The sequence below is a fragment of the Erythrobacter sp. JB2-19 genome, from assembly GCF_057365005.1.
Genome location: NZ_CP200290.1, coordinates 2,732,064 through 2,757,892 on the forward strand (window position 1 = coordinate 2,732,064; position 25,829 = coordinate 2,757,892).

At 56.7% G+C, this 25,829-nt stretch carries 21 protein-coding genes; 9 read left to right on the plus strand and 12 right to left on the minus strand.

Annotated elements, in window-relative coordinates; genetic code table 11:
* Positions 1–8: 8 nt before the first annotated feature.
* Entirely contained in the window at positions 9–758 is a 750-nt protein-coding gene (locus AC0V6O_RS13115) for a hypothetical protein (RefSeq protein WP_486144653.1), read from the plus strand.
* Positions 755–1,057: a polyhydroxyalkanoic acid system family protein gene (locus AC0V6O_RS13120; protein ID WP_472639677.1), complete on the plus strand. Its 303-nt coding sequence runs from the start codon at positions 755–757 to the stop codon at positions 1,055–1,057. Before AC0V6O_RS13115 ends, AC0V6O_RS13120 begins: the two co-directional genes overlap by 4 nt.
* A gap of 38 nt (positions 1,058–1,095) precedes the next feature.
* Here the strand turns inward: AC0V6O_RS13120 and AC0V6O_RS13125 are convergent, their stop codons facing one another.
* The 3 genes from AC0V6O_RS13125 to AC0V6O_RS13135 form a co-directional block, all read right to left on the minus strand.
* Entirely contained in the window at positions 1,096–1,998 is a 903-nt protein-coding gene (locus AC0V6O_RS13125) for a class I mannose-6-phosphate isomerase (RefSeq protein WP_486144655.1), read from the minus strand.
* Positions 1,998–3,038, minus strand: coding sequence for a mannose-1-phosphate guanylyltransferase (locus AC0V6O_RS13130; RefSeq protein WP_486144657.1), 1,041 nt, complete (start codon positions 3,036–3,038; stop codon positions 1,998–2,000). Before AC0V6O_RS13130 ends, AC0V6O_RS13125 begins: the two co-directional genes overlap by 1 nt.
* A gap of 63 nt (positions 3,039–3,101) precedes the next feature.
* Entirely contained in the window at positions 3,102–3,824 is a 723-nt protein-coding gene (locus tag AC0V6O_RS13135; RefSeq protein WP_486144659.1) for an energy transducer TonB, read from the minus strand.
* A 111-nt stretch (positions 3,825–3,935) separates the two neighbouring features.
* Here AC0V6O_RS13135 and AC0V6O_RS13140 point away from each other — a divergent pair, with 111 nt between their 5' ends.
* Positions 3,936–6,875: an ATP-binding protein gene (locus AC0V6O_RS13140; RefSeq protein ID WP_486144661.1), complete on the plus strand. Its 2,940-nt coding sequence runs from the start codon at positions 3,936–3,938 to the stop codon at positions 6,873–6,875.
* 74 nt (positions 6,876–6,949) lie between these two features.
* Here AC0V6O_RS13140 and AC0V6O_RS13145 read toward each other — a convergent pair whose 3' ends face one another.
* The 3 genes from AC0V6O_RS13145 to AC0V6O_RS13155 form a co-directional block, all read right to left on the minus strand.
* Positions 6,950–10,420 carry a TonB-dependent receptor gene (locus tag AC0V6O_RS13145; RefSeq protein ID WP_486144663.1) on the minus strand — a complete coding sequence of 1,157 codons (3,471 nt, stop codon included), beginning with the start codon at positions 10,418–10,420 and terminating at the stop codon, positions 6,950–6,952.
* A gap of 242 nt (positions 10,421–10,662) precedes the next feature.
* Positions 10,663–11,604, minus strand: coding sequence for an isopenicillin N synthase family dioxygenase (locus AC0V6O_RS13150; protein ID WP_486144665.1), 942 nt, complete (start codon positions 11,602–11,604; stop codon positions 10,663–10,665).
* 38 nt (positions 11,605–11,642) lie between these two features.
* Positions 11,643–12,896, minus strand: a complete 1,254-nt coding sequence (locus AC0V6O_RS13155) for a NupC/NupG family nucleoside CNT transporter (RefSeq protein WP_486144667.1) — start codon at positions 12,894–12,896, stop codon at positions 11,643–11,645.
* A 187-nt stretch (positions 12,897–13,083) separates the two neighbouring features.
* On the opposite strand from AC0V6O_RS13155, the gene AC0V6O_RS13160 reads away from it, so the two are divergent.
* A complete protein-coding gene (locus tag AC0V6O_RS13160; RefSeq protein ID WP_486144669.1) occupies positions 13,084–13,803 on the plus strand; it encodes a queuosine precursor transporter in 720 nt (239 codons plus the stop codon).
* A gap of 573 nt (positions 13,804–14,376) precedes the next feature.
* On the opposite strand, the gene AC0V6O_RS13165 is transcribed toward AC0V6O_RS13160, so the two are convergent.
* The 6 genes from AC0V6O_RS13165 to AC0V6O_RS13190 all read right to left on the minus strand — a co-directional run bounded on the left by AC0V6O_RS13165 (position 14,377) and on the right by AC0V6O_RS13190 (position 23,228).
* Positions 14,377–16,011: an amidase gene (locus AC0V6O_RS13165; protein ID WP_486144671.1), complete on the minus strand. Its 1,635-nt coding sequence runs from the start codon at positions 16,009–16,011 to the stop codon at positions 14,377–14,379.
* Positions 16,012–16,131: 120 nt separating this feature from the next.
* Positions 16,132–19,509: a TonB-dependent receptor domain-containing protein gene (locus tag AC0V6O_RS13170; protein ID WP_486144673.1), complete on the minus strand. Its 3,378-nt coding sequence runs from the start codon at positions 19,507–19,509 to the stop codon at positions 16,132–16,134.
* Positions 19,510–19,733: 224 nt separating this feature from the next.
* A complete protein-coding gene (locus AC0V6O_RS13175) occupies positions 19,734–21,008 on the minus strand; it encodes a Xaa-Pro dipeptidase (protein WP_486144675.1) in 1,275 nt (424 codons plus the stop codon).
* A gap of 110 nt (positions 21,009–21,118) precedes the next feature.
* A complete protein-coding gene (locus AC0V6O_RS13180; RefSeq protein ID WP_486145631.1) occupies positions 21,119–21,415 on the minus strand; it encodes a WD40 repeat domain-containing protein in 297 nt (98 codons plus the stop codon).
* Positions 21,416–21,600: 185 nt separating this feature from the next.
* Positions 21,601–22,119: a hypothetical protein gene (locus tag AC0V6O_RS13185; RefSeq protein WP_486144677.1), complete on the minus strand. Its 519-nt coding sequence runs from the start codon at positions 22,117–22,119 to the stop codon at positions 21,601–21,603.
* A gap of 11 nt (positions 22,120–22,130) precedes the next feature.
* Entirely contained in the window at positions 22,131–23,228 is a 1,098-nt protein-coding gene (locus AC0V6O_RS13190; RefSeq protein WP_486144679.1) for a serine hydrolase domain-containing protein, read from the minus strand.
* 158 nt (positions 23,229–23,386) lie between these two features.
* Between AC0V6O_RS13190 and AC0V6O_RS13195 the strand changes: the two genes are divergently transcribed.
* From AC0V6O_RS13195 to AC0V6O_RS13215, 5 genes are all read left to right on the plus strand, one after another.
* The gene (locus AC0V6O_RS13195) at positions 23,387–23,773 is read left to right on the plus strand and encodes a hypothetical protein (protein ID WP_486144681.1); all 387 of its coding nucleotides are present in this window, start codon (positions 23,387–23,389) and stop codon (positions 23,771–23,773) included.
* Positions 23,774–23,815: 42 nt separating this feature from the next.
* Entirely contained in the window at positions 23,816–24,331 is a 516-nt protein-coding gene (locus tag AC0V6O_RS13200; protein WP_486144683.1) for an RNA polymerase sigma factor, read from the plus strand.
* Entirely contained in the window at positions 24,315–24,617 is a 303-nt protein-coding gene (locus AC0V6O_RS13205; RefSeq protein WP_486144685.1) for a hypothetical protein, read from the plus strand. The genes AC0V6O_RS13200 and AC0V6O_RS13205 overlap by 17 nt, the downstream gene beginning before the upstream one ends.
* A 170-nt stretch (positions 24,618–24,787) precedes the next feature.
* Positions 24,788–25,015, plus strand: a complete 228-nt coding sequence (locus tag AC0V6O_RS13210; protein WP_486144687.1) for a hypothetical protein — start codon at positions 24,788–24,790, stop codon at positions 25,013–25,015.
* Positions 25,012–25,797, plus strand: a complete 786-nt coding sequence (locus tag AC0V6O_RS13215) for a hypothetical protein (protein WP_486144689.1) — start codon at positions 25,012–25,014, stop codon at positions 25,795–25,797. Before AC0V6O_RS13210 ends, AC0V6O_RS13215 begins: the two co-directional genes overlap by 4 nt.
* The last annotated feature ends 32 nt before the right edge of the window (positions 25,798–25,829 follow it).

A 25,829-nucleotide genomic window follows, 5' to 3' on the forward strand; every position in this document is an offset into this window, starting at 1 on the left:
GGCTGGCGATGCAAGATACCACCACACAATCGGATCAGATCCTGAGCGCGGCGGGCAAGAGCCTGCAGGTGCAGCGCGAAGGCGGCACGCACCGGCCCGGCGATAGCATCGGCAAAGGATCCGCTGGGCTAAAGACCAAGAACTTGCTCAAGAAGGTGCGCAATATCGTACTTGCGGTGTTCGCGATTTGGTTAGGAGCAGGCATTGCGGGCGCCATGTTCAATGGCATCCAATTTTGGGGCCTTATGGCAGTCGTTGTCGCTACTGCCGTCGCCGTCGCGGTCTTCTCGAGTTTTCCCAAGATCAAAGTGCCCAAGCGCACTGAGCTGAAGCAGGGCGAACCGAAACAAATGGTCGCCCGCACCGAGCTGTGGCTGGAGGCTCAGCGCCCCGCCCTGCCCCCACCGGCGGTGAAGCTGGTCGATGAGCTTGGCGTGCAATTGGATGCCCTCGGGCTGCAACTGGAAACGGTCGATCAATCCCACCCCAGCGTCGCCGAAGTGCGCGAGCTGGTGGGTGAATATATCCCTGAGACAATCGACAACTACCGGAAAATTCCGGAGCATTTGCGCAGCGAAGATCACGTCGGCAAATCGGCTGATGACCGTCTGGCTGATAGCCTAGGCAAGATCAGCGGTGAGCTGGACCGCGTCACCCGCCGCCTGGCGGAGGGCGCGTTAGACGATCTGGCGATCAAGGACCGTTATCTCGAATACCGCTATGGCGGGGCAGAGGCCCTGGAGGACACGCCGAAATGAGAATTGCCCTGCCGCACGAATTGGGGCGCGAGGAGGTTCGCCGCCGCATGCACGAACATGCTGGTGAAATCGGCGGGTTTTTCCCTGAAGGCATGGCCGAGGTTGAAACGTCTTGGCCGCATGAAGACAGAATGGACCTGCAGGTCAGTGTTTTCGGCCAGAGCGTTACCGGCTTTGTAGAAGTGGAAGACACACAGGCGATCATTGAGTTTGAACTGCCGGTAATCTTGAGCATGGCCAAACCGCTAATTGAAAAGGCCGTTCGAAAAGAAGGCGGCAGATTGCTCGAAAAGCACTAGAGCGTATTCCTTCCTCCAATGCAGCAGAGGCGGCGCGCTCAAACCTGTTTGGCGCTAATCAGCAAAGTCACCTTGGCATCGGAAAAGTCGAACAGCTTAAGGCCGCTCGCAACCACACATTCACCGGCTTGGGCGCGCGTATCGTCGCCAGCGCCCTCCGCCTGAGCAGACCATCTGACCTCACCTTCGATTGGCAACACCAACATCGGGCCGTCAAAGGCCGCGCTGGTTTCTGCATCCGGAACACCCTCAACCCGGTCGACACGGAAATGCGGCGCATCGAACAGGGCCTGCCCTCGTTCGGCAATCGTGCCTGCATGCCTGGCCTCATACCTGCCGCAGCTCGCAACAGCCATCGCGCGCTCTAAATGCAGTTCGCGTGGGCGACCGTAATCATACAATCGGAAGGTGGTATCGCTGTTCTGCTGCACCTCGATCAGCTTCAATCCCGGCCCAATTGCATGGACCGTCCCCGCTGGCAGAAAGAACAGATCGCCAGCCTTCGCCTCATACCAGGTCAGCAGGCCTTCAATATCACCGCTGATCGCGGCCTGTTTCATTTGCTCAGACGTGACCGGCTCTTCAAATCCAATTGCCAGCTTCGCACCCGGCTGTGCATCCAGCACCAGCCAGCATTCGTCTTTGCCCGCTTCATCGCCCTGGGCATCGTCATCACCCGGGTGCACCTGAACCGACAATTTCTCGCTGGTGAAAAGATATTTGACCAGCAGTTGTTCCAGCTCTGGAGGGGGTTCAAACCAGACCTCACCGACCAGCATTGGCCGGCCGTCAGGGCCCTTGGTTCGCGCGACCGACCGGCGATCAAACGGCGAGGGTAAATTGGCCCGCCCCCATACCTTCTCAACCCGGCGCGTGGCAAGCTTGCGAGCGAAGTGTCCCGGCTCCGTTTCGAAGCGCTTGGTTGCTGGATTAGGGCTCATTACTCATTTGGTCCTGAGAGCTTGCCCACTTTCTGTGCGCCATCGCGGGTGGTTACCAATACCTCGTCGCCATCGACGATGATGCACACATCCTCAAGCCCAATTGCAGAAATACGCGGTCCATCGCTGATCGCGAGCACGTTTTTGCAATCGGCAAGCTCGCCATTTTCGGGGGCGACATTTCCGCTCTCACCACTTTGCAGTGCATCATGCAGCGCGGCCCAATTGCCAATGTCCGACCAGCCCATATCAGCGGGCACCATGGCCGCCCGCGCGGTGTTTTCCATAACCGCATAATCCACCGACTCGCCGGTGATCGCCGCAAAGGCATCGCTGGATGGATTGAACCGCGTGCCTTCCTCGTCACCATGATCGACAGCACGCTGAACCAGCTCCGCCATATCCGGGCGATGCGCAGTCAATTCGTCCAAAAACGCACCCGCACGAAAGGCAAAAATGCCTCCGTTCCAGCTGTAATCACCGCTGTCGAGATAGGCCCGCGCTGTCTCCAAATCTGGCTTTTCGACAAAGCGCTCAATCACAAAACCACCCGGTAAAGGCTCGCCGCGCCTCAGATAGCCATAGCCCGTTTCAGGGCGATCTGCCGCGATCCCAAAGGAAACCAGGTGGTCGTCCTCCGCCAACTCAGCAGCAGCACTGGCGGCTGCGCAAAAGGCTGCTGTATCCGCAATGTGATGGTCGCTCGGGCACACCAGCATGATCGCAGTCGGATCAAGCCGCGCCGCAGCCAGCGCAATGGCCGGGGCCGTATTGCGTGCCGCCGGTTCAATGATCAGCTTTGCGGTGCAGGATATGTCCGCCAATTGCCGCTCTATCAGATCCGCATGCGCCTGACCCGCCACAACCATAGGCGCTGCGAACTGCCCGGCCTCATTGGTCCGTTCAATCGCCTGCTGAAACAAAGTCGTCTCGCCGATCAACGGCAGGAACGGCTTTGGCTTGTCCCGGCGACTAACCGGCCACAGCCGAGTGCCCGCGCCGCCGCACAAGATAACAGGATGAATTTTGGCTGAGGTCATAGGGCAGGAGTCATAGCGCGAGAGGGACTAACGATGGGTAACAAGGGTCAGGACCCCGGGATATCAAAACCACCTTTGCCGCCAATAGAACGGCGCTGCAACAGGATTACCATTGGCATCTTGAGCCGGCCGAAAACCCAGCCTGCTCTCGACCAACTGGCAAGTGATGCGGTCGGCCTCTGCGTCCGGGCTAGCCCGATAGATTGAGCAATTGCGGGCACGCCCATCAACCCCAACCGTCACTTTCACGATCACTTCGGTTCCGCGCCGCGCTTTGCGGCCACCCTCTGGGACTGGATAATCGCGCGCATTGTTGATCGATCCGGATATATGGACCGGCTTGCTGACAGCAATGCCGCCCTGCCCGCCGCCGCGATTGCCGCTGCCTGTGCCCAGGCCGCTGCCCGCTGCGCCCGTGCCATCGCCGGTCTCACGAGCGCCAGAATTGACCGCCGTGCCGGTTGATGAGGCGCGCGGTTGAGGGCGGTCTTGCTTTACCAGCACCTTCGGAGTGGGCGCGGTGACGGGTTTCGGCACGGCCTGGCGCCCTGGATCGCCTTGCGCGCCCTCATCAGGTTGCGGCTCATTTTCAGGTGGTGGCGGATCTGGCGGAGCAGTAATCGTTACCGAGAATGTCGAGACGACGCTGCGTTCAACCGATGCCGTCAAGTCAGGCGCAAAGGCACGGGCAAGACCATAGAGCGCGGCCAAATGAGCCAGCACGATGAAAACCAGCAAGGGCCAACGCGGTCGGCGGCCACGCGCCGCATAGTTCGCTTTTGCCATAACCTCCCCATTGTCCTTTGCGTCTTTAGGTATTTGTCCGCATCTCAACGCGAACGCGGCGGTATGCACTATACGCCATTGTTCAAGGGTTAGCGATGGAGTGCAAGGTTCGTGCACGCAGTAAAACCCACAGAGCCGGCGCGCCTGGCTTGCTTTGCAATAGGTACGATCGACCGCCGCAGCGCGATGGGCGCGGCAATTGGCTTTGTCGTGTTTGCAGCGCTGGCGATCATCAGCCTCGAATTATCGCGTTTTGGCGGCGCCTTGGCCAAGATTTGGCTCCCGAATGCGGTCGCTGTAGCGTTTCTGCTGCGCGCCCGATTGAACAATGAAATCCCATTTTTGGCCGCGATCTTTGTGTCAGGCTTTATTGGCAATCTCAGTCCCGATTTCCCGCTTCATCAGCCGCTGGTGTTTGCCGCAGCCAATATCGTCGACATTGCGATTGTCGTCTCTCTCGTACGGCTAGCGTGCGGGACGCATCCCGACATGACCAACCTGGAGCACCTGGCCAAGATTGTCCTGGTCGGCGGGCTGGTTGGTCCTTTGCTGTCCGCATTCGTCGCAGTGCTTGCGATGGTTCCTGACATGGCGGCCATGGCTGACACGGTGAAGACATGGTTCCTTACCGACAGCCTCGGCATGGTGTTGATCGTTCCGACAGCCTTGCTCCTCTATGACGCCATCCGAAACTATCGACGCCCTGACAATGCGCAGCTGATTGAGCGATCCGTCTTACTGGTGGCGGGCGCCGGTTGCGCTTTCCTGGTGTTCTACCAACCCAGCTATCCACTGCTGTTTCTGATCCCGCCGATCACTTTGCTGCATGCATTTCGTTTAGGCAGCACGGGCACCGCGATCTTCGTGGTATTGCTGGCGTTTGTCGCCATGGCCATGACCTGGAGCGGACACGGCCCCATTTCAGCGGCCGGCGCGCCCGCTCAGATGCAGGCGCATCTGCTCCAGGCGTTTGTCGCTGCCAACTTTCTAACAGGCCTGCCTGTTGCCGTTATTCTGGCCGGGCGCGAACGGATGATAGAGGAGTTGGAAATAGGTCGGCGTGAGCTAGCCCTATTGGCGGACAACACCACCGATGCATTGATGTGTTTTGACCTTGAGGGGCGCTGCACATACGCCTCGCCATCGGTTGCGAGCGTGATGGGAGAGTCGCCAGAGAACTTCATCGGGAAGCGGCCTAGCGATCGCACACACGAGGATTCTCGCGAACTCATCTCTGAAGCCCAGGAGCGCTTGATCTCCGGCGCAAGCACAAATGAGCGCTTCACCTATCGCCGCTTTTCCGACAGCGAGGACGGCCTGCCAGTTTTCATCGAGGCAGAATGCGCGATCGCTTACAGCCCCGAAACCGGACAGCGCGAGGGCATTGTTGTTTCAGCACGAAATGTGACTGAGCGAGTGGAGCTGGAACTCCTGCTTACCCGCGCCCGGCGCAAGGCAGAGCGTGCAGCGCGGGCGAAATCAGAATTTCTCGCCAATATGAGCCATGAAATCCGCACCCCCATGAACGGCGTGCTCGGATTTGCGGAACTGACCTTGCAAAATGAGCTCGATCCAGAGCAACGCCGGAACGTGGATCTGATAGTGCAATCGGGTCGTTCCATGATGTTGCTGCTCAATGACATCCTCGATTTCTCCAAGATAGAAGCGGGGCAGATCAGCATCGACAAGCAAGCCCTCGATCTCGATGCGACCCTGGAGGAATGCACCGCCCTGCACCGGCCAAGCGCCGAGAAAAAAGGCCTAGAGCTCCATTTCGAAAGCGAAGCAGACGAATCCTGGGTGACAACCGATGGGCTGCGTGTGCGGCAAATTGCCCTCAACCTGATCGCCAATGCGATCAAATTTACCGAGTTCGGCCGCGTCACGGTTAGCTATCGGATTGAGACCGGCAAGATCATTGTTCAAGTGTTCGACACCGGAATCGGGATCAGTCCCGAACGCCTGAGCAGCATCTTCAAACCCTTTACTCAGGGTGAGAACAGCACAGCGCGCCGATATGGCGGGACTGGACTGGGCCTTTCCATCAGCCGTCAACTGGCTGAATTGCTGGGCGGTAGCTTGAATGTCCAAAGCGAGCCAGGGCGCGGCTCATGCTTCACACTGACACTGCCATTTTCCAAAGCCCAACCCTTGCCAGCACTGGAACCTGCATCCGAACCGCCAAAGCCAGAGCAGTTGCCGCGCGGATCGCGCATCTTGCTGGCGGAGGATCACGATGTGAACCGCCTGCTGGCCACGGAAATGCTCGAGCAATGCGGCCAGAACGTCGCGACCGCGCATGATGGGAATGAAGCGATCGCTATGGTGATCGACGCATACCTCCGCGGCGATCCCTATGACCTTGTATTGATGGATGTGCAGATGCCGGGGTGTGACGGTTATGCCGCAACCCGCGCGATCCGCGGCGAAGGGATTGGCGGAGATATTCTGCCGATCATAGCGCTCACCGCCAATGCGTTTCCCGAAGACATCACCGCTGCGCGCGAATCCGGCATGCAGGCACATCTCGCCAAACCGCTCCAATTCACCAAGCTGGCCCGTGCCCTTCAGCGCTGGCTACCGACCAGGATTATCGATGCCGGTCCTTCGGCTCAGCACGAAGACGATCCCCTACAACAACAGCTCTCGGATCGTGAAGGCGCGCCAGAAAGCCATGCTGAACTTGCAGCCAGCTCGCAGATTATCGACTTTCCGGCCCCTCCAGGCGAGCAATTCCACTCGCATTCCCCCGCCTTGCTGCAACGGTGGGAAACCCGCCGTGAGGAGGCTTTGGAAGCGCTGCAAACCGCGCTCAGCCTAGGCGGTTTTGATGAAGAGCAAAAGGAGGAGGTGATGCGGCTGCTGCACAAGCTTGCCGGAACCGCTGCCATGTTTGGAGAGGCGGAGCTGGGCGACCGGGCTGCCATGTTGGAACGAGCACTGCGCAGCGAGTTTGATCCTACGGTCCAACTTAATTTGCTGCGCGATGTGCTCAGCATTGCCGAGGACCGAGACCAAACCGCAGCGCGAAGCGGCGGCGCTGGCGGTTAAACCAGTCCTCAAAACGCAAACGGCGGAGCCCGTTAAGGCCCCGCCGCTCGTTTCGTTAGTCAGTATGCGACGAATTAGAATTCGTAGCGAGCACCGACTTGAATGCGCCATGCAGTGTTAGATTCGAAGGTGTTGGCTTCGCCTGCACCATCGTTGAAGTTTGTGATGACGTAACGACCTTGGTCGTCAAACGCACCATCGACAAGATCGACACGGCCATCAAAACCACCGAGTGCACGGCGAGTGTTCCAGCCGCTGTCGAGGAAGTTGAGGAAGTTGTCGAAGTCAGCAAACAACTCGATCTTATCGTCCTTGATACCAGTCAAGCTTCCAAGGAATGGAAGTTCCTGACTGATCCGTAGGTCCATGTCGAAGAACCAGCTGTTGCGGCATTGATTGCGCTCAACCGTCTGACCCGGGGTAAAGTTGCAGTTCAGATTGCTATCAACACCTTCACCAGTCTCAATAGCGGCAAGCAGCCTTGTTACCGCGTCAGCCTGATCAGCTAGAAGCGCCGCGCGTTGATCAGCATCGGCGACGTTGCTAAAGTCGGTTAGATTCGGATCGTTCACACCGGTCGGCACATAAAGCAACGCGTTCTGTTCAGCCGAGTTCGTGTCATTGAAGAATGGGCGGCCATCATCAAACACTAGGCTGTATGGGCGGCCTTCCGATGCACGGAAGAAAATGCCCAGCGAAGTGCTGTAATCATCGAAGAACTCTTCGCGGAAGTTGAACGCTGCTGTAAAGTTGTGACGCGTTTCAAAGCCAGACTGCGAAACTGCAAGGTTCTGACGGTCGAAGGCAGGCGTATTGTCAAAGTTTGACGTAGCCGTTGCAGAACGGAAGTTAATCGTTTGCTCTGAGTCACTGAAAGCATAACCGAAGCTGAGGTTCACACTGCCATTCTCGGTAAAGACACCTTCGTCGAAACGCTTAGACAGAAGCAACGAGAAGTTGTGGCTGTCGAAGCTTGGACCGTTGGTTAGCTGCAAGAAATCGTCGAGGCGCGTATTAAAGCAGGCAGGAGTAACATTCGAATATGTTGGCACGCCGCCCGTTGTCTGCAACTCTGCGTTACAGCCCGCAGCCAGTGGGTCGATTGGCCGCAGAATTGGTCGGCCATCTACGGTGAACCCGTTGTTACCTAGCGAAGGATCAACGACTTGCACCAGATCGACGACGCTGAGTGTGTCATTGAAGCGAGTGTAGATGTAGTCCGCGTTTAGACGCCAATCGCTAAAGAACCCGGTCTCGGTACCGAAGTTGGTTGCGAAACCAATGTTGGCGCGAACTGCTGTTGGAATGTCGAAGTCTGGGTCCGTCGATTGAACATCCGCTTCACCCGCAGCCGCACCAGCTGACGCCGCTGCAATCGCGCATGCAGGGAAGCCGGTGAAGTTACCACCGGTAACAACATCAATCTGACCTGTTGCAGCATCAACTGTTAGGTCTGCTGGGTCACAATCGAACGTATCTCCGTTCTGAGTCGAGAAACCATTATTGGAGAACGCGTTCGAGAAAAACACGACAGGGTCGCCGCCAGCGAAGACACCGACGCCGCCGGTTAGGCTCGAGTTACTGAAGAACCCATCATTGTCGAACTCATAGGTAGCTGCGACGCGTGGCAGGACAACCGGGGCAATACTGCCGAATGAATTGGCATTGGTGAAGCCAAAACGCTCAGTGAACAGTGGATTGTTCCGAGGGGCATCGCCATCATAGAGCTGAACACGGATGCCCGCCGTGACGTTGAGTTGATCAGTTGCCTGCCATTCATCCTGAGCGAATACCGAATAGATGCGACGACTGAACAGAGCTGCTGCTTCGTTGATATCACCTGAGCCAGTGGCTGCGATTGTGCCACCATTGAACCCGAAGAATACGTTTGACGCAGTGCCGCTGTTACCGAGCAAACCTTCTTCAAAGTCAGCCAAATTGTCGAAGAAAAGCGAGCCCGTCGCGTTAATCGCAAACAGGTTGAACACTTCCAAATCGTTGATTTCGGCGCCAAGCTTCACAAAGTGGCCAGAGCCAGCATCAACATTCAGGATGAAGCGAGCTTGGTCAATCTTGGTGTCCAGCTGGTTAGCCGAACGGAACACGCCTGGGCCAGTGGCAAGGCGACCATTGTCGCCTGGGCCAACAGTGCCAACAACCAAGCGCACCGTTGGATTTTCAGATTGCGCTTCTCCAAAACCAACTGGACCTTGAACATCGCCCACTTCTGCGCGGCTAAGGCGCAGTTCGGTTGAAATCGTATCGCTCCAATCGGAATAAAGACGCAGCGAATAGTAATCCGAGATCGTGCCTTCGTCTTCAAACGAGTTGAAGCCGCCGAATTCGTTGTTCAGGTTGTCTGTCTCAATATTGCTTTCTTCAAGACGCTGATAGGTTGCCTCAAGACGGTGGTCGTCGTTAATCTGTGCGTCGAGACGGCCAAAATAGCGAACGTTTGTTTCCGGAAGTTGTGTGGGAATTCCGCCTACATCCTGTCCATAAACGCGGTTTGCAATCTCAGCGAATTGGTCAAATTGAGCCTGGGTGAAGAAATCAACTCCTGTGGTTCCTGGGCCACCGTTGAAACCGTCACCGAGATCAACTTCTTCATAACCGAAAGAGAAGAACAGACGATCTTTGATAATCGGACCAGAGAGTGTCACACCCCAACGTTGCTCGCGGCCAGCGTTGAAATCATCGACATCACCGTCAGCTTGCTCAACTGAGTCAGCTTGGAATCCTTCGTCAAAATAGGTGTAGAAGGCCGAACCGCTAAATTCGTTGGTACCGGCCTTGGTAACAACGTTAACAAGACAGCCGGTGAAGTCCGAATATTCCACATCAAACGGCGCGAATTCAACCGATGTCTGTTCGATAACATCGAATGGCAACGGCAGCGAGTTGCGTGAAGCGAATGGGGTACCGTTCAAGCCAAACGCGTCAGATTGGATAATGCCATCTACCGTAAAGGTGTTGGCCCGGTCATTGCCACCCAGACATGAGATACGGTCAACATCGTTAGAACGTTCCAGGCTGACGCGCGGATCAAGCCGGATGATATCGCGGACGTCGCGGGTGATTGATGGGAAAGCTTCGAGCGTTTGCGTGTCGAAAGCTGTGCCCGGGCCAACTGCGAGCTGGGTTACGCCAGCACGGGCGCCGGTCACGATGATCACATTGTCGGTGCCGCCAGCTGCGCTTGCTTCGAGAGTGAAGCGGAATGCGGTGTTACCTGAAATGCTTGTGAAGACATCTTCGACCGTCTGACCTTCAAAGCCAGGTGCAGTTACTGTGACGGTGTACGGGCCACCGGGCGGCAATGAACCGACCCGGAAATTACCATCCGCTCCTGCCGTAACTTCGCGAACGGCGCCGGTGCGCGTGTCGGTGATGGTTGCGGTCGCACCTGGAAGCGCATTGCCGCTAACGTCGATTACCGAGCCTTCGATGCCGGATGTAATGCTTTGCGCGGCGGCTGGCGCTGCGATGGTTGCCGCGGCTGAGAGGCTTACGACGCTCGCCGCCAAGAGATATTTGAGTTTCATTGGTAGAGTCCCCTGATCACAGTGGATGGATGTGAACACGCCCCCAATAGGGCCGTTGCGGGACGCTAAAAAGACCGATTTGTGACAAATCCGTTACGCTATCCACTGCCTGAGCGGCCGAGCGCAATCATGACAGAGTTTTCCACCGCAAGACTCGCGGTTTCCTGCAGGTTAGCGGCCTGGTGTTGCTGCAGTGCAACAAAATATTAGATTCGTGACGATTTCGGTCAGTGGAGGGCTGATCAGGCCAGATTGATCTCGCGCAGGCGCTGCATCAGAAAGTCATGGGCTGAAATTGGCTCTGCGGGTGCCGAGTCGCTCGATGCGTCGGTGCAGCTTGCCAGCGGCTCGATCAGGTAATCAGGCCGGAAATGCAGGAAAAAAGGCATAGAGTAGCGCGATCTTTGTGCCGCCGGGCCGCGCGGGTTCACCACCCGGTGAGTGGTTGAGCGCAGGCGGCCATTCGTCAGCCGCTCCAGCATATCGCCAACATTGATGACCAATGCGCCCTCAGGCACATCAATCGCCTTCCACTCGCCACCCTTGGTCAGCAGTTCGAGCCCGGCCTCTTCTGCGCCGAGCAACAAAGTGATGGTGTTGATATCGCCATGCGCAGCGGCGCGGATCGCGCCCTCTGGTGCATCGGGGCCGAGCGGCGGATAATGCAGCAGACGCATCACCGAATTGCCGTCCTCAACCGTCGCTGCGAAGAAATCCTGCGGCAGTTCCAGATGCAGCGCAATCGCCTCCAGCGCGCGCGCGCCGGCCTCTTCAAACGCGGCGTAAAGCTCGCTGAAGGTGCCCTCAAATCCGCCCACCTCGGTGGGCCACACATTCGGCCCCATGAACTCTGCCAGCGGGTGATCGGCGGGCAGGCCCCGGCCAACGTGCCAGAATTCCTTCAGGTCATGGACGCTCGCATCCTTGGCCTTCTCCGTGCCGAACGGGGTATAGCCGCGCGCGCCGCCTCCGCCCTCGATCTTATACGCCCGCTTGACCTCGTCAGGCAGCGCAAAGAACTCTTTGGACAGCGCCTCAGCCCGGTCGATCAACTCCTGGGGGATGCCATGGTCGCGCACAACCGCGAAACCATATTCGGCAAAGCTGCGGCCAAGCTCGTCAGAGATCGTCTCCAGCGGCTGAGCCAGAGAGACAATTGCGATATCAGGGGCGGTATCAGTCATAGCTAAGTACGTAATACCTATGCTGCGATTGTTCCAGCCTACAGCGGCAAGAACAGGCCAGCCAGCGCTGCGCTCATCAGGTTGGCGAGGCTACCAGCGGCAAGCGCTTTCAACCCGAGCTTCGCAATCACGGGGCGCTGGTTCGGGGCCAAGCCGCCCGTCACCGCCATCTGGATCGCGATGGAGGAGAAGTTCGCAAACCCGCACAAAGCAAAGGTGACAACCGCGCGGCTGCGCTCGGTCAGGCCTTCGACCGCGCCCAGTTCGATGAAGGCGACAAATTCGTTGAGCACGATCTTGGTCCCGAACAATCCGCCCGCAATCTGCGCCTGATCCCAATCCGAAATCCCGATCAGGAACATCACCGGCGCGAACAAATAGCCGAGCAATTGCTGGAACGAGATATCGGGATAGCCGAACCAGCCCCCGACCCCGCCGAGGAGACCATTTGCCAGCGCAACCAGCGCAACAAACACCATCACCATCGCGCCTACGGCCACGGCCAGCTTTACGCCCGTGGTGGTGCCCTGGGCCGCCGCTTCGATGATATTGGCGGGCTTTTCGCCCTCTTCAAAGGTCTCCGACACGGTCGCATCCGCGATCAGCGCGTCATGCGCCGCCGCCTCTTCTGGATCATCCGGCATGATGATCTTCGCCATCAAAATGCCGCCTGGCGCGGACATAAACGCTGCCGCCAGCAAATAGGGCACCGCCTCATCGCCCAAGAAAGACGCATAGGCGGCGAGGATTGTGCCCGCGACCCCGGCCATGCCGACGCACATCAATGTGAACAATCGCGATGGCGGCAAGGCGGCGAGGTAAGGCCGCACGACCAACGGGCTTTCGGATTGGCCGACAAAGATGTTGGCCGCGCTGCCCAGCGCCTCAACCTTGCTGATCCCGGTCAGCCAGCCAATCGCCCCGCCCAGCCAGCGCACCAGACGCTGCATAATGCCCAGGTAATAGAGGATCGAAACCAGCGCCGCGAAGAACACGATCACCGGCAAGGCCGCGATCAGGAACGTGTTGGCAAAGGGATTGCCACCCATCGGGCCGAACAGGGTCTCAATCCCCTGCACAGAATAGCTGAGCAAGGCGATCACGCCGTTCGACATAAATTCAATCGCGCCAACGCCAAAATCCGTGCGCAATACGAGCAGCGCCATCAGCGCCTGCAGGGCAAAGGCGGCGCCAACCACGCGCAGTTTGATGCGCTTTTTCCCATTGGACAGCAGAAAGGCGATGGCCAGGATCGCAGCGATCCCGATAAGGCTGAGAACAAATGGCGGCATGTTTAAGCGCGAGGCTCCCCTAAATGCGCGTACCCTGCGCAAACAACATGCGCGCCGCGATGTCCCGGCACGCGGGAGGGAACCTTGCCGCTTGCGCGCAAACAGTCAATTCTCGCGGGTGTGAGAGGCGTTGATAGCGCGCGCGCCATCGCTTTTCTTTTCCGCCCGTGGAACTTACACGTGATCCATGAACACAGCGACACCGGCGCAGGCCCAATCCACCAGCGAAACGTCCCCAGCCGCCAGCGCGGCCGACATGATACAGATGCCGCGCGGGCTGTTTGTCTATCTGATGCTGTATGGCGGGATGACGGTGCTGGCAGGCGTGTTGGCGTTTAAGCAAGTGCAATTGTGGCCGACCGATCTAGCGGTGGAATCGGGCATTTTCGCGTTTCTCATTCTGGTCGTGATTTCCAGCACAGTGTCACAGCTCTATGGTCAGAAATACGCGACCCGGATCGTTTGGCTGGGGTTTGTGCCGCTGCTGATCGCCAGCGTGCTGATGCAATTGGTGCTGGCTCTGCCCCCCTCAGTGGAAATGCTGAGCGGGCGTGCAGACGACCTCGCCGCGTTTGAACGAGTGCACAACACCGTATGGCGCGTATGGGCGGCGGGTCCAGCGGCCTATATCGTGTCGCTGCTGCTCAATATCTGGATCTTTGACCGGCTGCGCGGCAGCGGAGAGGCCAGCACGATCGGCCTGATGATCCGCGGCGCGGTGGCCTCTGCGCTCAGCCAAGCAGTGGACTCGGTGATCTTCATCACCCTCGCCTTCTACAAGTTATTCGACATCACCGACCTGCTGATCGGACAAGTGATCGCAAAGGTGGCGCTGTCAATTGTGCTGGTGCCGTTCCTGATCACCGGCGGCGTGCGTCTGGCAAAGTGGCTTGATGCGCGAGGGTGATGTTGGTGTTGTGGCGGCGCATTGGTGTTGCCATTGTGATCCCGGCATCCTGAAACCATACGCGTCATCCTGAACTTGGTTGACCTGCGGTCAGCTGCGCTTCCAGGATAACCGTTGCAGCTCGCGCGAGACCAAAAGGGTTATCCCGGATCAGGTCTGCTTTGCAGAGCTACGCTTCCCGGGATGACGATTGAGGTGCGCCTGGTTGCTGACAAACGTAACTTGTTCCCCGCGCCACCCCAAATCCAATCCCGTCATGCTGAACTCGTTTCAGCATCCATCGCTGCGCTCCAACGAAGATATTCGTCCTGAGGATGGACCCTGAACCAAGTTCAGGGTGACGAAACAAGACAAGGCACGGCAGCGCGTGGATTTTCCTACTTGAGGGCGACTGGCTATGCCGGGCCTATGCTTTTGCTCGCCGCGCTCCAACACCCGACTAATCGACCCACTCGATCAATCGCCCCATCTGTGATCGATTGGTTTTTCGCCCCAAGACTGTGTTCCAGCCGCTCCAAGCGTGCTTCACCAACGACGAGTGGAGCGGTCATCAAGCGCTTCGGCGCAGGCGCCCTACTCGGTCAGGAACTGCGGCGTCAGTCGCTTGTCCGAGGCTTGCTCATAGGCATAGCCCGCCTTCAGCAGCAGATGCTCCGACCACTTACCCGCGTAGAAGCTGATCCCAATCGGCAGACCCTCGATCCCGCCCATCGGCACGGTCAGGTGCGGATAGCCAGAGGTCGCGGGCAGCCAGCTCGCGCTCGGCCCGGAGAACGTGTCGCCATCGCCCAGGGTGGAGCGCCATGCCGGCCCCAGCGTCGGCGAGACCAGCACGGCGACGTCGTTCTCGCGCAGCAGGCGGTCAATGCCCTGCTCGCCCGCAACCCGCTTGGTCGTCTTGAGCGCCGCCAGATAGCGAGGATCGGTCAGGCCCTTCTGCTCTTGCGCTTGCAGGAACAGCTCCTGGCCGAAATGCGGCATCTCAACCTCGGCATTGGCCGTGTTGTAAGCGATGAGATCAGCCAGGGTTCGCGTCGTCACGGCCTTCGGCGTGGTGGCGAGATAGGCGTTGAGATCGGCCTTGAACTCGGTCAGCAGGATGAGGAACTCCGCCTCGCCCAGCGCCTCTTGATCGCTGTCGCTGATGCCGCGAGCCTCGATCTCGACCAGCACCGCACCCTGCGCCTCCATCACGGAGAGGGCGGCGTCGAACTGCTCTATGATCGCGGGGTTGTCGCCCACCTGATCTCGCATCACGCCGATCCGCATGCCCTTGAGGCCGTCCGGAGTAAGCTCCGCCGTGTAGTCAGCTTTCTGACCATCCGCCTCTGCGGTCGCGGCGTCATCCGGGTCGGTGCCGGCCATCGCGGTGAGCATCATGGCGGCATCCATCACGCTGCGCGTCATCGGCCCGGCGGTGTCCTGAGTGTGGCTGATCGGGACGACATGGGTGCGCGAAACCAGCCCGACGGTCGGCTTCAGACCGACCACGCCATTGGCAGAGGACGGGCACATGATCGAACCGTCGGTCTCCGTGCCGATCGTGCCCGCAGCCAGCGCCGCCGCCATGGCAGAGCCGCTACCACTGGAAGAGCCGCAGGAGTTGAACGGCAGGCGGTGCGGGTTCTTGACCAGCCCGGCGACCGAGGTCCAGCCGCTGGTGGAATTGGTGGAGCGGAAGTTCGCCCATTGCGAAAGGTTAGTCTTGCCCAGGATGATCGCGCCTGCATCCTTGAGGCGGCGGATCAGCGGCGCGTCGCGGTCTGTCACATTGTCGCTGAGCGCGGTGGAGCCGGCGGTGGTGGGGACGGGACCAGCGACCTCGATGTTGTCCTTCACCAGCAGAGGGATGCCGTGGAGGCTGCCCAACTCATCGCCATCACAGCGCTCTGCATCGCTGGCCTGCGCGAGTTCCAGCGCGTCAGGCATCAGCGAGAGGACGGCATTGAGCTGGGGTCCGCCATCGGCATCGTCGAGCTTCTCGATCCGCGCAAGATAGGCTGTAACAATGGCCTCGCTTGAGGTCTCACCCGCCTCCAGCATACGCGCGAGGTCCGCTAGGGAGTGGTCCTCCACATTGCCAAGGTTGGCGCTGGCCGCGGCCAGCTCTGGCACAGCGCAGGTGCCCGAACCGAAAGCGGTGCCAATCGCATCACACGCCGTTAGCGACGCACATGCCGCTACGCTCAAAACCACCCTACGCAGCATCAACCACCTCATCGTTTGTCATAATAGCCCAAAACACCAAGGGGCGGAGCAGTGTGGTAACTGCCCCGCCCCTTGGTGTCACTGTTTGCGGCTCAATTTGTCCGCATGCCAATGGTTAGATCAGAACGATCCGGATACGCCGAAGAAGAAGAAACGGCCACGTGGGCTAACCGGGCGGGCCAAGCTGCCAAGGAACGGTTCTTCATCCGTAAGGTTGTTCACTCCGCCAAACAGCTGGATATCATCACGAAGATCATAGCTTACGCTGATATCATGCTCGAGGGAGCTGCCGGTGGTGAGCTGAGAAGGATCAGCCAGCCCCACGTTCGGTGAAACGACTACAGCGTCACCAACGATCTCAACATCGGTCGCTGCCGCGTTGGAGAACTGCAGTGCAGAATCTTCAAAACGACCTCTCCAACCGATGTTCCAACCTTCAAACTGCCAGTTTACGCCAAAATTGACGATCCAATCCGGATTGCCAACCACCCCGAGTAGATCACTGACTGTAGCTTGGTCAGCAATCAGCAATTGCTGTTGGAGTGGGTCAGGTTCGGAAGCGATTGTTTGCGCAATTACCGGATCGCTTTCCGTGAAACGCTCAATGAAGTGCGTGCCCGCTGCAGACAGCTGGAATTCGCCCCAATTGCCATTTCCAAACGGAGCATCGAAAGTATAGCGCGCTTCGAAGTCAACGCCTCGTGCACGAAGTACCGACAGGTTGATATTCCCGGAAGTAAAGCCGGAAATCGCGCCACCATTGTTCGCATCACGTTGAATTGCATCACAGAACTGGTTGTCAGTCGAAGGTAAGTCAACGCAGGCCGACGCAATAGCCGCACCGGTCAGACTACCCACAGCATCGGTAATTTCGATGTCATAATAGTCTGCAAGAACAACCAAACCGTCCAAGGCTCCACCGAAAATGCTGTTACCGGGTTCGAAGATTCCGCCAATTGTCAAACTATCGGAGGTTTCTTCTATCAAGTCCGGATTGCCGCCAGTCGTGCCAGTAACAAACGCGGTCAAAAAGTTTGATGAATCAAACCCTGGCGCAACGAATTCTGCGCAATTTGTCGGACGATTGGCACTGCCATTGTTGATGTTGCCATCGTCACAAGGGTCAGCGTCCACGCCAATGAATGCAGCCAATTGTGGATTGAACAGCTCACCAATGTTTGGAGCACGAATAGCTCGAGACAAGGTGCCACGCAGAGTAAACCAGTCAACTGGGCGGTACGTAGCACCGAACGAATAGGTTTCTGTGCTTCCGATCGTGTTGTAATCAGAGATGCGGCCCGAGGCGGTCACCTCCAAGTAGTCTGCAAACGGAAGATCCGCCAGCAATGGCAACTTAATTTCACCAAAACCTTCGTAAACGCTGATGCCTTGGCCGTCAGTCGGAGAGACGTTCACGACCGTGCTAGCATTACCAACTACGTTGCCTTCAATTGAACGGAAGCTGTCTGGAATGAATTGTGACGTGTCTCTGCGCCACTCGAAACCAGCGGCAAAGCCGACTGGCCCGCCAGGAAGCTCAAAGAAATTGCCAGTGTCGCCAGAAATGACAGCTAGGAACTGCTGCTGCTCAATTGTGGTGTCGTTTTCTAGGTCAGCAAAGGCGAAAGCAGCGCCTGCACCCTGAATAGCTTGCGAGCCAAGAATATTTACAGGCGCGCACTGCCCATCACCGATTGCGAACGTAACTGGCCGGGTCAAGCTGCCAACGTCGGTTGGATTGCCATCAGCTCCGACGAGTTGTGTCCCAGCTGCAAATAGCGGCGGTCCACCAACGAAAAGAGCAGCGGGTGATGGCAGACCGGTTAACTCTGACCGGCACACGATATCGCCAACCTGGGCGGAGCCTGCATCAATAACGAGATCCTGCCCACCGCGAATTGCATTGAGGGTGCCAGGTCCGCCGGCCGCAAAAGCAGCATTTGGATTGGTTCCATCAAGGTCCGCTGCCGTCAGTGCCACTGCATCAATGGCGGTGAAGTAACGGTCATTCAGACGAGAGGCGCGAGCAATACTGTTTATGTCAGTACGACCCCAGGAATACGAAACTTCAAAGTCGACATTCGTTCCAGGAATCTCGCCTTTGAAACCACCGGTCGCACGGATCGTTGAACGCTCCACGGTCGTGCCAGCGCCAATTTCCGAACCCAGATTGTCGCGCGCGACAAAGATACTTGGCGTCGAGGCCGGGTCCAAAGCATCAAGGATCGGGATTTGATCCTGAATAGCCTGCGGAAGGAAAGGGTTGTCCAGAGCGATCGGAATATCATCGGAGAATGGAATTCCCGCGATATTGCTGGTTTCAGTATATGCAAACTTAGCGTCCGCGAAGAATGTAATTCCGCTGGTAATTTCATAGTCAACGCCAGCCGCCGCGACCACACGGGTCAGGTCAGGGATCAGGCTGAGACCGGGTGCGGTTTGGCCGATAGGAATACCGTCGCCGCCGATGGCGTTAAATGCACCGGTTGAAATGCCCGGATTAAACGCTCGAACTGCACCCGTGACGGGATCGATAACCTGCAACACTGGAATAGTCGTACCAGGAATGTTCGGCACTGTATCCGTTGCTGGGTTAAAGTTAGTAACAAAGGAACCCAGCGCACCAAACGGGAACGCGAACGGCGTTGGGTCAACAGCGATGGTCGAACCTGCGCTAGATACTGGGAGTGTGCGATTTGGCACGAAGGCTTGCTCTGCGTCAGGATCAAGCCCCAAGATACCATTCAAGAACGCATTACTGTTGTTCAATGAGGAAAAACCGGCAGCAGCAAAACCCGGCCGATCACCGTTCAAAATACCTTCGGATTGCGAGTACTCAACGGCGAAAACAACGCTACCTCGCTCATCACCGAAAGTACCGCCGCCAGCGACCGAACCGAAAAACTCCTCTGAGTCACCTTCATCGCTTACGCCGCCCTGAAGACGGTATTCGAGACCATCAAAATCTCGGCCCGAGCGAGTGATGTAATTGACGACGCCTGAAACAGCATCCGCACCATAAACTGCCGATGCACCGCCTGTCAGGACCTCGACACTCGAAATGAGCGCCGATGGGATTGAGCCTACATCAACCGTCGCAGTGCCTGCGAGACCAGGGACGTGTCGGCGACCATCTTGCAACACCAACGTACGGTTAGCTCCGAGCTGGCGTAAGTTCAGCGTGCTGGCACCAGACAAAGCGAGGCCTTGAGCTGTATCAAGCGTTGATGGGTCCGAACCCTGCAATGCAGGAATTTCACGGAGTGTTTGAGAGATGTCGATCTCACCAGCATTACGAAACTCTTCCGCTGTGAGCACCTGAACAGGACTTGGCAAAGCAGTCGTCGAGTCGGTCGCAATGCGCGAACCGGTAACAACAATTGTATTCTCTTCTTCGACCGTCTCTTCATCCGGCCCAGACTGCGCATGAGCGGCAAATGGCACCATGCTGGTCGCGGCGAGGAGCAGTGCGTGACCTGAAAGTTTAAAGCTGCGCATAAAATTCCCTGTTTGTTGTTTTCTCTTCCCGTGAGAAAACTTGCTGCAATGCAATATAGTGTCAAGACGATATGGAGCGATTGGCGTTCGAAAGACGCTTCAAAGGCAATTTTGTTGCAAAAATGCACGCATCACAACCGTCCAGGAGCGTAGAGGGCCTTTTGGACGTGCGGCGATGCGCCTAATCCGACGGTACAGGCGCGGAAAAGCATCGTGCCAGTTGCTTACTCCGACTTGTAAACTTCGCCCTGCTTCATGACGAAGGTCACATTTTCGAGCAGTGAGATGTCCTCCAAAGGATTACCGCGAACCGCGATGATATCGCCCGAGGCGCCGACCTTGATCACACCGACATTTCCCTTTTGGCCCAAAGCTTCAGCGGCATTATATGTCGCTGCCCGCAGGGCTTCCGCAGAGGTCATGCCAAAACGCACCATGCGCGAGAGCTGCTTCGCGTTATCACCATGGGGGTAGACCCCGGCATCAGTACCCAGCACCATTTTCACGCCAGCTTCATGCGCCCGGCGGAAATTTTCGCGCTGCGTCTGGCCAGTCATCCGCTCTTTTTCCAGGCTCTCGGGCAAAATTCCTGCTGCCTCCCCCTCACCCAAGATGAACTCAGTGACGTAAATGTCCATCGACAGGAATGCGCCGTTCTCTCTCGCCAGCCTGATGCCTTCGTCATCGATGAAGCTTGCATGCTCAATCGTATCGACGCCCGCCTTCAGAGCATTGATGATGCCTTCGCTTCCGTGCGCATGGCTAGCGACCTTCATCCCGTGGCTGTGCGCTTCTTGGGTAAGCGCGGTCAGCTCTTCCAGAGTGTATTGCGGCGCACCAACTTTTGTCCCTTTGGACAGAACACCGCCGGTAGAGCAGGTCTTGATCAAATCGGCGCCAAACTTTCGGTTTTTGCGCACTTTGGAACGCGCGGCCCACGGGCTGTCAGCCACGCCTTCGCCAATTGCTTCATATTCTGGGGGCAGGAGATTGTTATCCGAGCAATGCCCGCCAGTAATCCCGATCGGCGGACCAGAGACGAACATGCGCGGTCCAGGCACGTCGCCTTCTGCGATCGCATCGCGCAATGCGACATCGCCAAAACTGCCCGCGCCAACATTGCGCACCGTTGTAAACCCAGCCATCAGCGTGGTCTTGGCGTTCACCACGCCAGTGATCGTTGCGCGCTCATCAGAAATTGCGAGCCTGCGATAGCCGTGGCTATCGGAATCGCTGGTCAGGTGAACGTGCATATCAATCAAACCTGGCATGATCGTCATTTCGCCGAGATCAATGACTTCATCAGCCTCCACATCGGCCGCTTCATTGAAGGAAATATCGGTGATTACGCCGTCAGTGATTGTAATCACCGGGTCATTGAGCAGCCGCCCACTTTCCACATCGACCATACTGTCGGACGTAACAATAACCGTCTCCGCCACAAGCGCCGTGGAGCTGAGGAGCAATGATGAAGTGAAAGCAATGACCGGCAGTTTCAAGCATATTCCCCTTGTTGCATTGCAGCGAGAGTTAGCAGCTTTCCGGCGCGCGGCAAGAGCAAGCGCTAGCCTAGCTGGCTTCTTGCTTTCAACACCGCCAGCGCGCCTGATCAAGTCGCCGACAAGTTGCCTGATTCTAGGTCCCACACACGCGCTGTGCCATCAAGACTGGCCGTTACAGCTAGAGAATAGTCGGGACTGATTTCTATTGAAGCAATATCACCAAAGCCATGATCTAAATGGTCTTTCAATGTCCTGATATGCCTTCTAGACAAAGCATCCCAAAGCCTAACTCTCGCATCACTATCCGCTGTGGCAAGTGCTCGACCATCTGGGCCTAGGCTTGCATAAATGACGGGATGGTCTTCGCTGCGAAAGATGTCTTCGCTTTTGAAAGTATTGCCCAGGTCACCACGACACCGTCAGCAACCGACTCATCGCGCCACGCCATGGGGTTGGAGCGCCGACGAAAACGCGGGAGCAATTGCAGGACCAAACAGATGCAGAGACCTACGATGAGAACAGCGTTCAGGAACAGGGATGTGGCATAGCTATCCGTCAGTTGCATGAGACCGTCTGCCTAGGGAGTTCATTAATAAGAGACGTGATCGTAGCTGAAGGAACGCTGCATTCGCCAGCCATTTTTGGTTTTGATCCAAAGGGTAAACAGCCGCGCAATGTCGGTCAGTTCTTCCCGGCCATCTGGGTGGATCGCGTAAAATTCATGCGTCGCCGTTTGGATCGCTCCATACAATCGGTCACCATTGTACATCGGGAAAACAACCATCGTGTGAGGCAAAAGCCGACGGTGAGCGCGATAGTCATTGTCGCATACGGACCTGTCCAGGCTGTCGACAAAGCTCGCCTTTGAACCATTTGTGCCCGCAAGATCGTGATAGAATTCAAAGTCTGCGGCGGTGACATCCCTGATCCGCTCCATGTTGCACTGGTTGAAGCCTTGCTCAAAAAGGACGGCGTCAAGCTGCAAGACGATGTCGTAAAGCTCCCGCTCATCGCCATTCGGCGCTCTCTGATGCGCGTTGTCCAATGGCGTTGTGCAGCTTGCCAATACTGCACAAAGCACTGCTTTGATGGTTGATTTAATCAGCATGACTCGACCGTTCACTTGTGCAAGATGTCGAGCCAGTGATCGTTTGCGTGGAACTCTTCGACGACGTTGCGGATGACGACCTCGCCATTTGATCCGTTGGTCAGAACGACGAGGCCAAACTCTTTCTCGGGGACAAAATAGGCCAGTGAGCGAACGCCCCAGTCCCCGCCGCGATGCATGATGATGGTCTCGTCCTGGTACGCCAATATACCCCAGCCTAGCGCATATCCCGATTGAGTTTCGACAAGGCAGTTTTGATAAGCGTAATCGCAAACACTTTCCTCGCCTGGATGATCAATCACATAACGCTTTGATGCGAATTGGTGGGTCAGGCCCTGATTCCGCATGACCGCCAGCATAAATCGCGCATATGCAGAGGATGTCGCAAGGACATCACCCGCTGCATTCCATTCAGAATGCCTCGGCGCCGCGCCATATTCGCTTTGAGGGCCTTTGGGGGCGGCCAATCGCCCTTCGAACTCATCTTGATAAATATAGGATAGATCACGCAAATCCAACGCGTTGAACACGCGCTCCACAGCCAACATGTCGAAAGCCTGTCCGAGTTTATTTTCCGCCGCTCTGGCCGCATAGCGGTAACCTTCTCCGGAATATCCGAATTGTGTTCCTGGGTCCCATCGAATGCTGAAAGTCTGGTTGGGCTGCTCATGCCGCCAGTTTGGAAAACCCGTTTGGTGCGACAACGCTAGGCGAGGCGTCAGCCAATGATGTCGTGCATCCTGTACAACTGCCGGGTCCGTCCAGAATAGTGATAAAGGCTCATCAAGCTGGAAGTCTCCATCTTGCGCAAGCCTCAAGAAGACCTCAGCCGTGATGGGCTTTGTGAGCGATGCAATATTGTAAATCGTCTGATTTGTGGCTGGCTGTCCAGGCGCTTGCTCGCCAAACGTGCCAGCCCACGCAATCTCACTATCATGGATCAACGCGATGGACGCGCTGGGCACGTCATTGGCACTGAGCCATGCGGGAACCTGCCGCTCAATGCGGCTAACGGCTTCCTCCCATGGCTGTGCCGGTTGAGCATGGAGGTTGGCCGCATCGAATGTACAAGCCAGACCTATGCAAGTGTAAGTGAAGGCCTTTCGCATTGTGATCTCCCTCTAAAATCAGTCGGAGGTTAGATGCGCCAAGAGGGTTATTGGATGTGGCTTTTTGAAAATTAGAAAAATTTTTGGGTGGGACATCCAAATGTTGAAGCTGTGCATCTAAGCTTGAAGCCAACGCTTGCTAGAGAGGAACGGGATCAATGGGGTGGAGGGAAATTGAGGCGGTTCTGCCAAACCTCTTTGTGACGGGAGTTGTGATCACGCTACTCGCGTCATGGCTTTTTCAATATCTTAAGAGCAGGCATAACAAGGCTATCGTTTTGAAGCTTTTGGAAACGCAGTCAGACATAAATGTCGATCAAATCCGGCTGATCGTTCAACCGCCAAAAGACCCGCTTTCTGACCTGAGGCGGGGGGTCTTGCTTCTCGGCCTTGGCATCGCTTGCGCGGTTGCTGCCATGTGGATGATGGACCCAGAGTATAGGTTTGCTTTGCTCGGTCTTTCAGCCTTCCCGGTAACTATTGGGTCGATCCACCTGCTGTTCCATTTCTTTATCAACAAGCGCGGGAGCAAAGGCGAAGGTTAGGGCAAGACGGTGAGAGATCTAGCTGACGCTAAGCTGGTGGTGTTGGCCGCGACGCTTCAAGACAAAGGCGCCTACACCGAATTGTTTCGCAGACATTGTCCGGTGCTGCAGGCCTTTCTCCTCCGCCTTGCCGGCCATCAGGCCGATGCTGAAGATCTGACGCAGGCGACGTTCCTAAAGGCATTTGACAAATTGCCGCAATTCCGAGCGGAAGCGAGCTTTAAAACCTGGTTATTCAGGATCGGATACACTGAGTTTCTTCAGCACCAACGCAGCCAACGATATCAAGAACGGCTTAGAAACGATCTGCTCACTGAATATCCCAACAGCAACCCTTTGTCTCAGGACACTGCGATAGATTTGGAGAAAGGGCTGGCGCAATTAAGTGCTGAAGAGAGATCGGCTATTCTCTTATGTGACGCTGTTGGTTTTTCGAACAAGGATACAGCGGAAACTATGTCCGTGCCGCTCGGTTCCATGAAGACATATTTGAGACGCGCACGGCGTAAATTGCGTATCCATATGGAAGGGGAGAGAGGCCATGACGGATCAGTCTGACGATCAACCAATAGAACTGCTCGCTGCCGATCACGCTCGGATCGTGAAGGAGGGAGAAGGCGAAAACGGTCAGCCTTCACCATTTAGGATGATCCGGGCGATGATATGGATGAAAGCCGTATGGCGCACAGCGTTGATGTCCTGCGCGATCCTGATTGCTGTTGTTGTTATCGACAATTACATTCTCTGGCATTCTGACACCGAACCAACAACGCGTTGGATCACAGTGATCATTATGTCTGTGATTTTCTCCGTCATACATCTGACAGCAGGGAGGGATGGCTAAAGGTAGATGCTCTGGATCAATTCGTTCAATTCCTGAGCGATTTCATTCAAGTATGCGTCCGCTTTCACCTCCCAAAGTGGGCGAGTTTCGAACTGAAGTGCAAATCCCAAATCGGTCTGTCAGGTCTACCACTCCGCGATCCAAAAGCAGCTAGTTAGCCGTCGACTCAAATGCAGACACTCGAAAGAGACAGAATGGGTCAGGAGCAGGTGCGCCATATCGTGGAGCGCTACGTTAAGCTGGGCACCGTCCCAGCTTTGATCGAAGAACTAGCGCGCGAGGGATATCGCACCAAGGTCCAACATCGTGCGAGCGGGCCGCATCGCGGCGGCATCCGCTACGCTCCGCTCGCGGCACGCTGTACCATCTGCTTTCAAACCCTATCTATCGCGGGATGATCGTGCACAAAGGAGAAAGCTTTAAGGGCGAGCATAGCGCGATCGTCGGCGAAGAGCTTTGGAATAAGGTTCAAGCAACTAGGGCAAAGCACACAGCCGGTGCTTCAAAGCGACGCATTGCTGACCAGCCAAGTTTGCTCACCGGCCTCCTCGAAGACCAATATGGAAGGCCGATGACGCCCAGCCATTCTGGCAAAAGCCGAAAGGCAAAGCGTTATCGCTATTATGTAACCCGGCCTGATAGGTGCGGCGGCCGCCAGGCATGCCGTGTTTCAGCAAATGATCTTGAGCAATTGATCTGCAGAGAGCTAGCCGCAAAGCTCAGTCATGATGGATTCTTGCTCGATTGTTTGGGCCGTCAGATCAGTGATGCAGGCGTGCTTAGAGAGCTCCGGAACCAAGCTAAACTGACGGCCTCTCAACTGCGCAGCGATAAGCCCACCGACAAAGTCCGATTGCTGCATAGCTTGCTTAACACCGTAAAGTTGGACGAGGGCGAGATCAGACTCACCCTTGATCGTGCTGGCTTAGGCCAAGTGCTGGGTGTCTGCATAAGGGACCTTGTGCTCGCCAATCCATCGCTTTCAATGAATGCGCTTGCCAAGCAGCAAGGGCGGTGCCGAACTAGGCTCACCAAATTGGTCGGTATCTCTTGCCTAGCTCCTCATCTCGTTGAAGCGATAGCGGGAGGCAGGCAGCCAGCAGCACTCACAGCAGAAAAATTGCTAGCGAAACAGCTGCCGCTAGCTTGGGCGGAGCAAGCCAGTGGGTTTGAGGGTTAGTCTGCTATGATGTGACCTATAGGTTGCTTCTG

Excerpts from the sequence above, each read along its gene's own strand:
- AC0V6O_RS13205 (WP_486144685.1), top strand. The coding sequence starts at position 24,315 with ATGACGGATCAGTCTGACGATCAACCAATAGAACTGCTCGCTGCCGAT.
- AC0V6O_RS13155 (WP_486144667.1), bottom strand. The coding sequence starts at position 12,896 with ATGCCGCCATTTGTTCTCAGCCTTATCGGGATCGCTGCGATCCTGGCC.
- AC0V6O_RS13165 (WP_486144671.1), bottom strand. The coding sequence starts at position 16,011 with ATGCTGCGTAGGGTGGTTTTGAGCGTAGCGGCATGTGCGTCGCTAACG.
- AC0V6O_RS13160 (WP_486144669.1), top strand. The coding sequence starts at position 13,084 with ATGAACACAGCGACACCGGCGCAGGCCCAATCCACCAGCGAAACGTCC.
- AC0V6O_RS13145 (WP_486144663.1), bottom strand. The coding sequence starts at position 10,420 with ATGAAACTCAAATATCTCTTGGCGGCGAGCGTCGTAAGCCTCTCAGCC.
- AC0V6O_RS13150 (WP_486144665.1), bottom strand. The coding sequence starts at position 11,604 with ATGACTGATACCGCCCCTGATATCGCAATTGTCTCTCTGGCTCAGCCG.
- AC0V6O_RS13120 (WP_472639677.1), top strand. The coding sequence starts at position 755 with ATGAGAATTGCCCTGCCGCACGAATTGGGGCGCGAGGAGGTTCGCCGC.
- AC0V6O_RS13135 (WP_486144659.1), bottom strand. The coding sequence starts at position 3,824 with ATGGCAAAAGCGAACTATGCGGCGCGTGGCCGCCGACCGCGTTGGCCC.
- AC0V6O_RS13170 (WP_486144673.1), bottom strand. The coding sequence starts at position 19,509 with ATGCGCAGCTTTAAACTTTCAGGTCACGCACTGCTCCTCGCCGCGACC.
- AC0V6O_RS13210 (WP_486144687.1), top strand. The coding sequence starts at position 24,788 with ATGCAGACACTCGAAAGAGACAGAATGGGTCAGGAGCAGGTGCGCCAT.
- AC0V6O_RS13130 (WP_486144657.1), bottom strand. The coding sequence starts at position 3,038 with ATGACCTCAGCCAAAATTCATCCTGTTATCTTGTGCGGCGGCGCGGGC.
- AC0V6O_RS13195 (WP_486144681.1), top strand. The coding sequence starts at position 23,387 with ATGGGGTGGAGGGAAATTGAGGCGGTTCTGCCAAACCTCTTTGTGACG.
- AC0V6O_RS13190 (WP_486144679.1), bottom strand. The coding sequence starts at position 23,228 with ATGCGAAAGGCCTTCACTTACACTTGCATAGGTCTGGCTTGTACATTC.
- AC0V6O_RS13215 (WP_486144689.1), top strand. The coding sequence starts at position 25,012 with ATGATCGTGCACAAAGGAGAAAGCTTTAAGGGCGAGCATAGCGCGATC.
- AC0V6O_RS13185 (WP_486144677.1), bottom strand. The coding sequence starts at position 22,119 with ATGCTGATTAAATCAACCATCAAAGCAGTGCTTTGTGCAGTATTGGCA.
- AC0V6O_RS13115 (WP_486144653.1), top strand. The coding sequence starts at position 9 with ATGCAAGATACCACCACACAATCGGATCAGATCCTGAGCGCGGCGGGC.
- AC0V6O_RS13125 (WP_486144655.1), bottom strand. The coding sequence starts at position 1,998 with ATGAGCCCTAATCCAGCAACCAAGCGCTTCGAAACGGAGCCGGGACAC.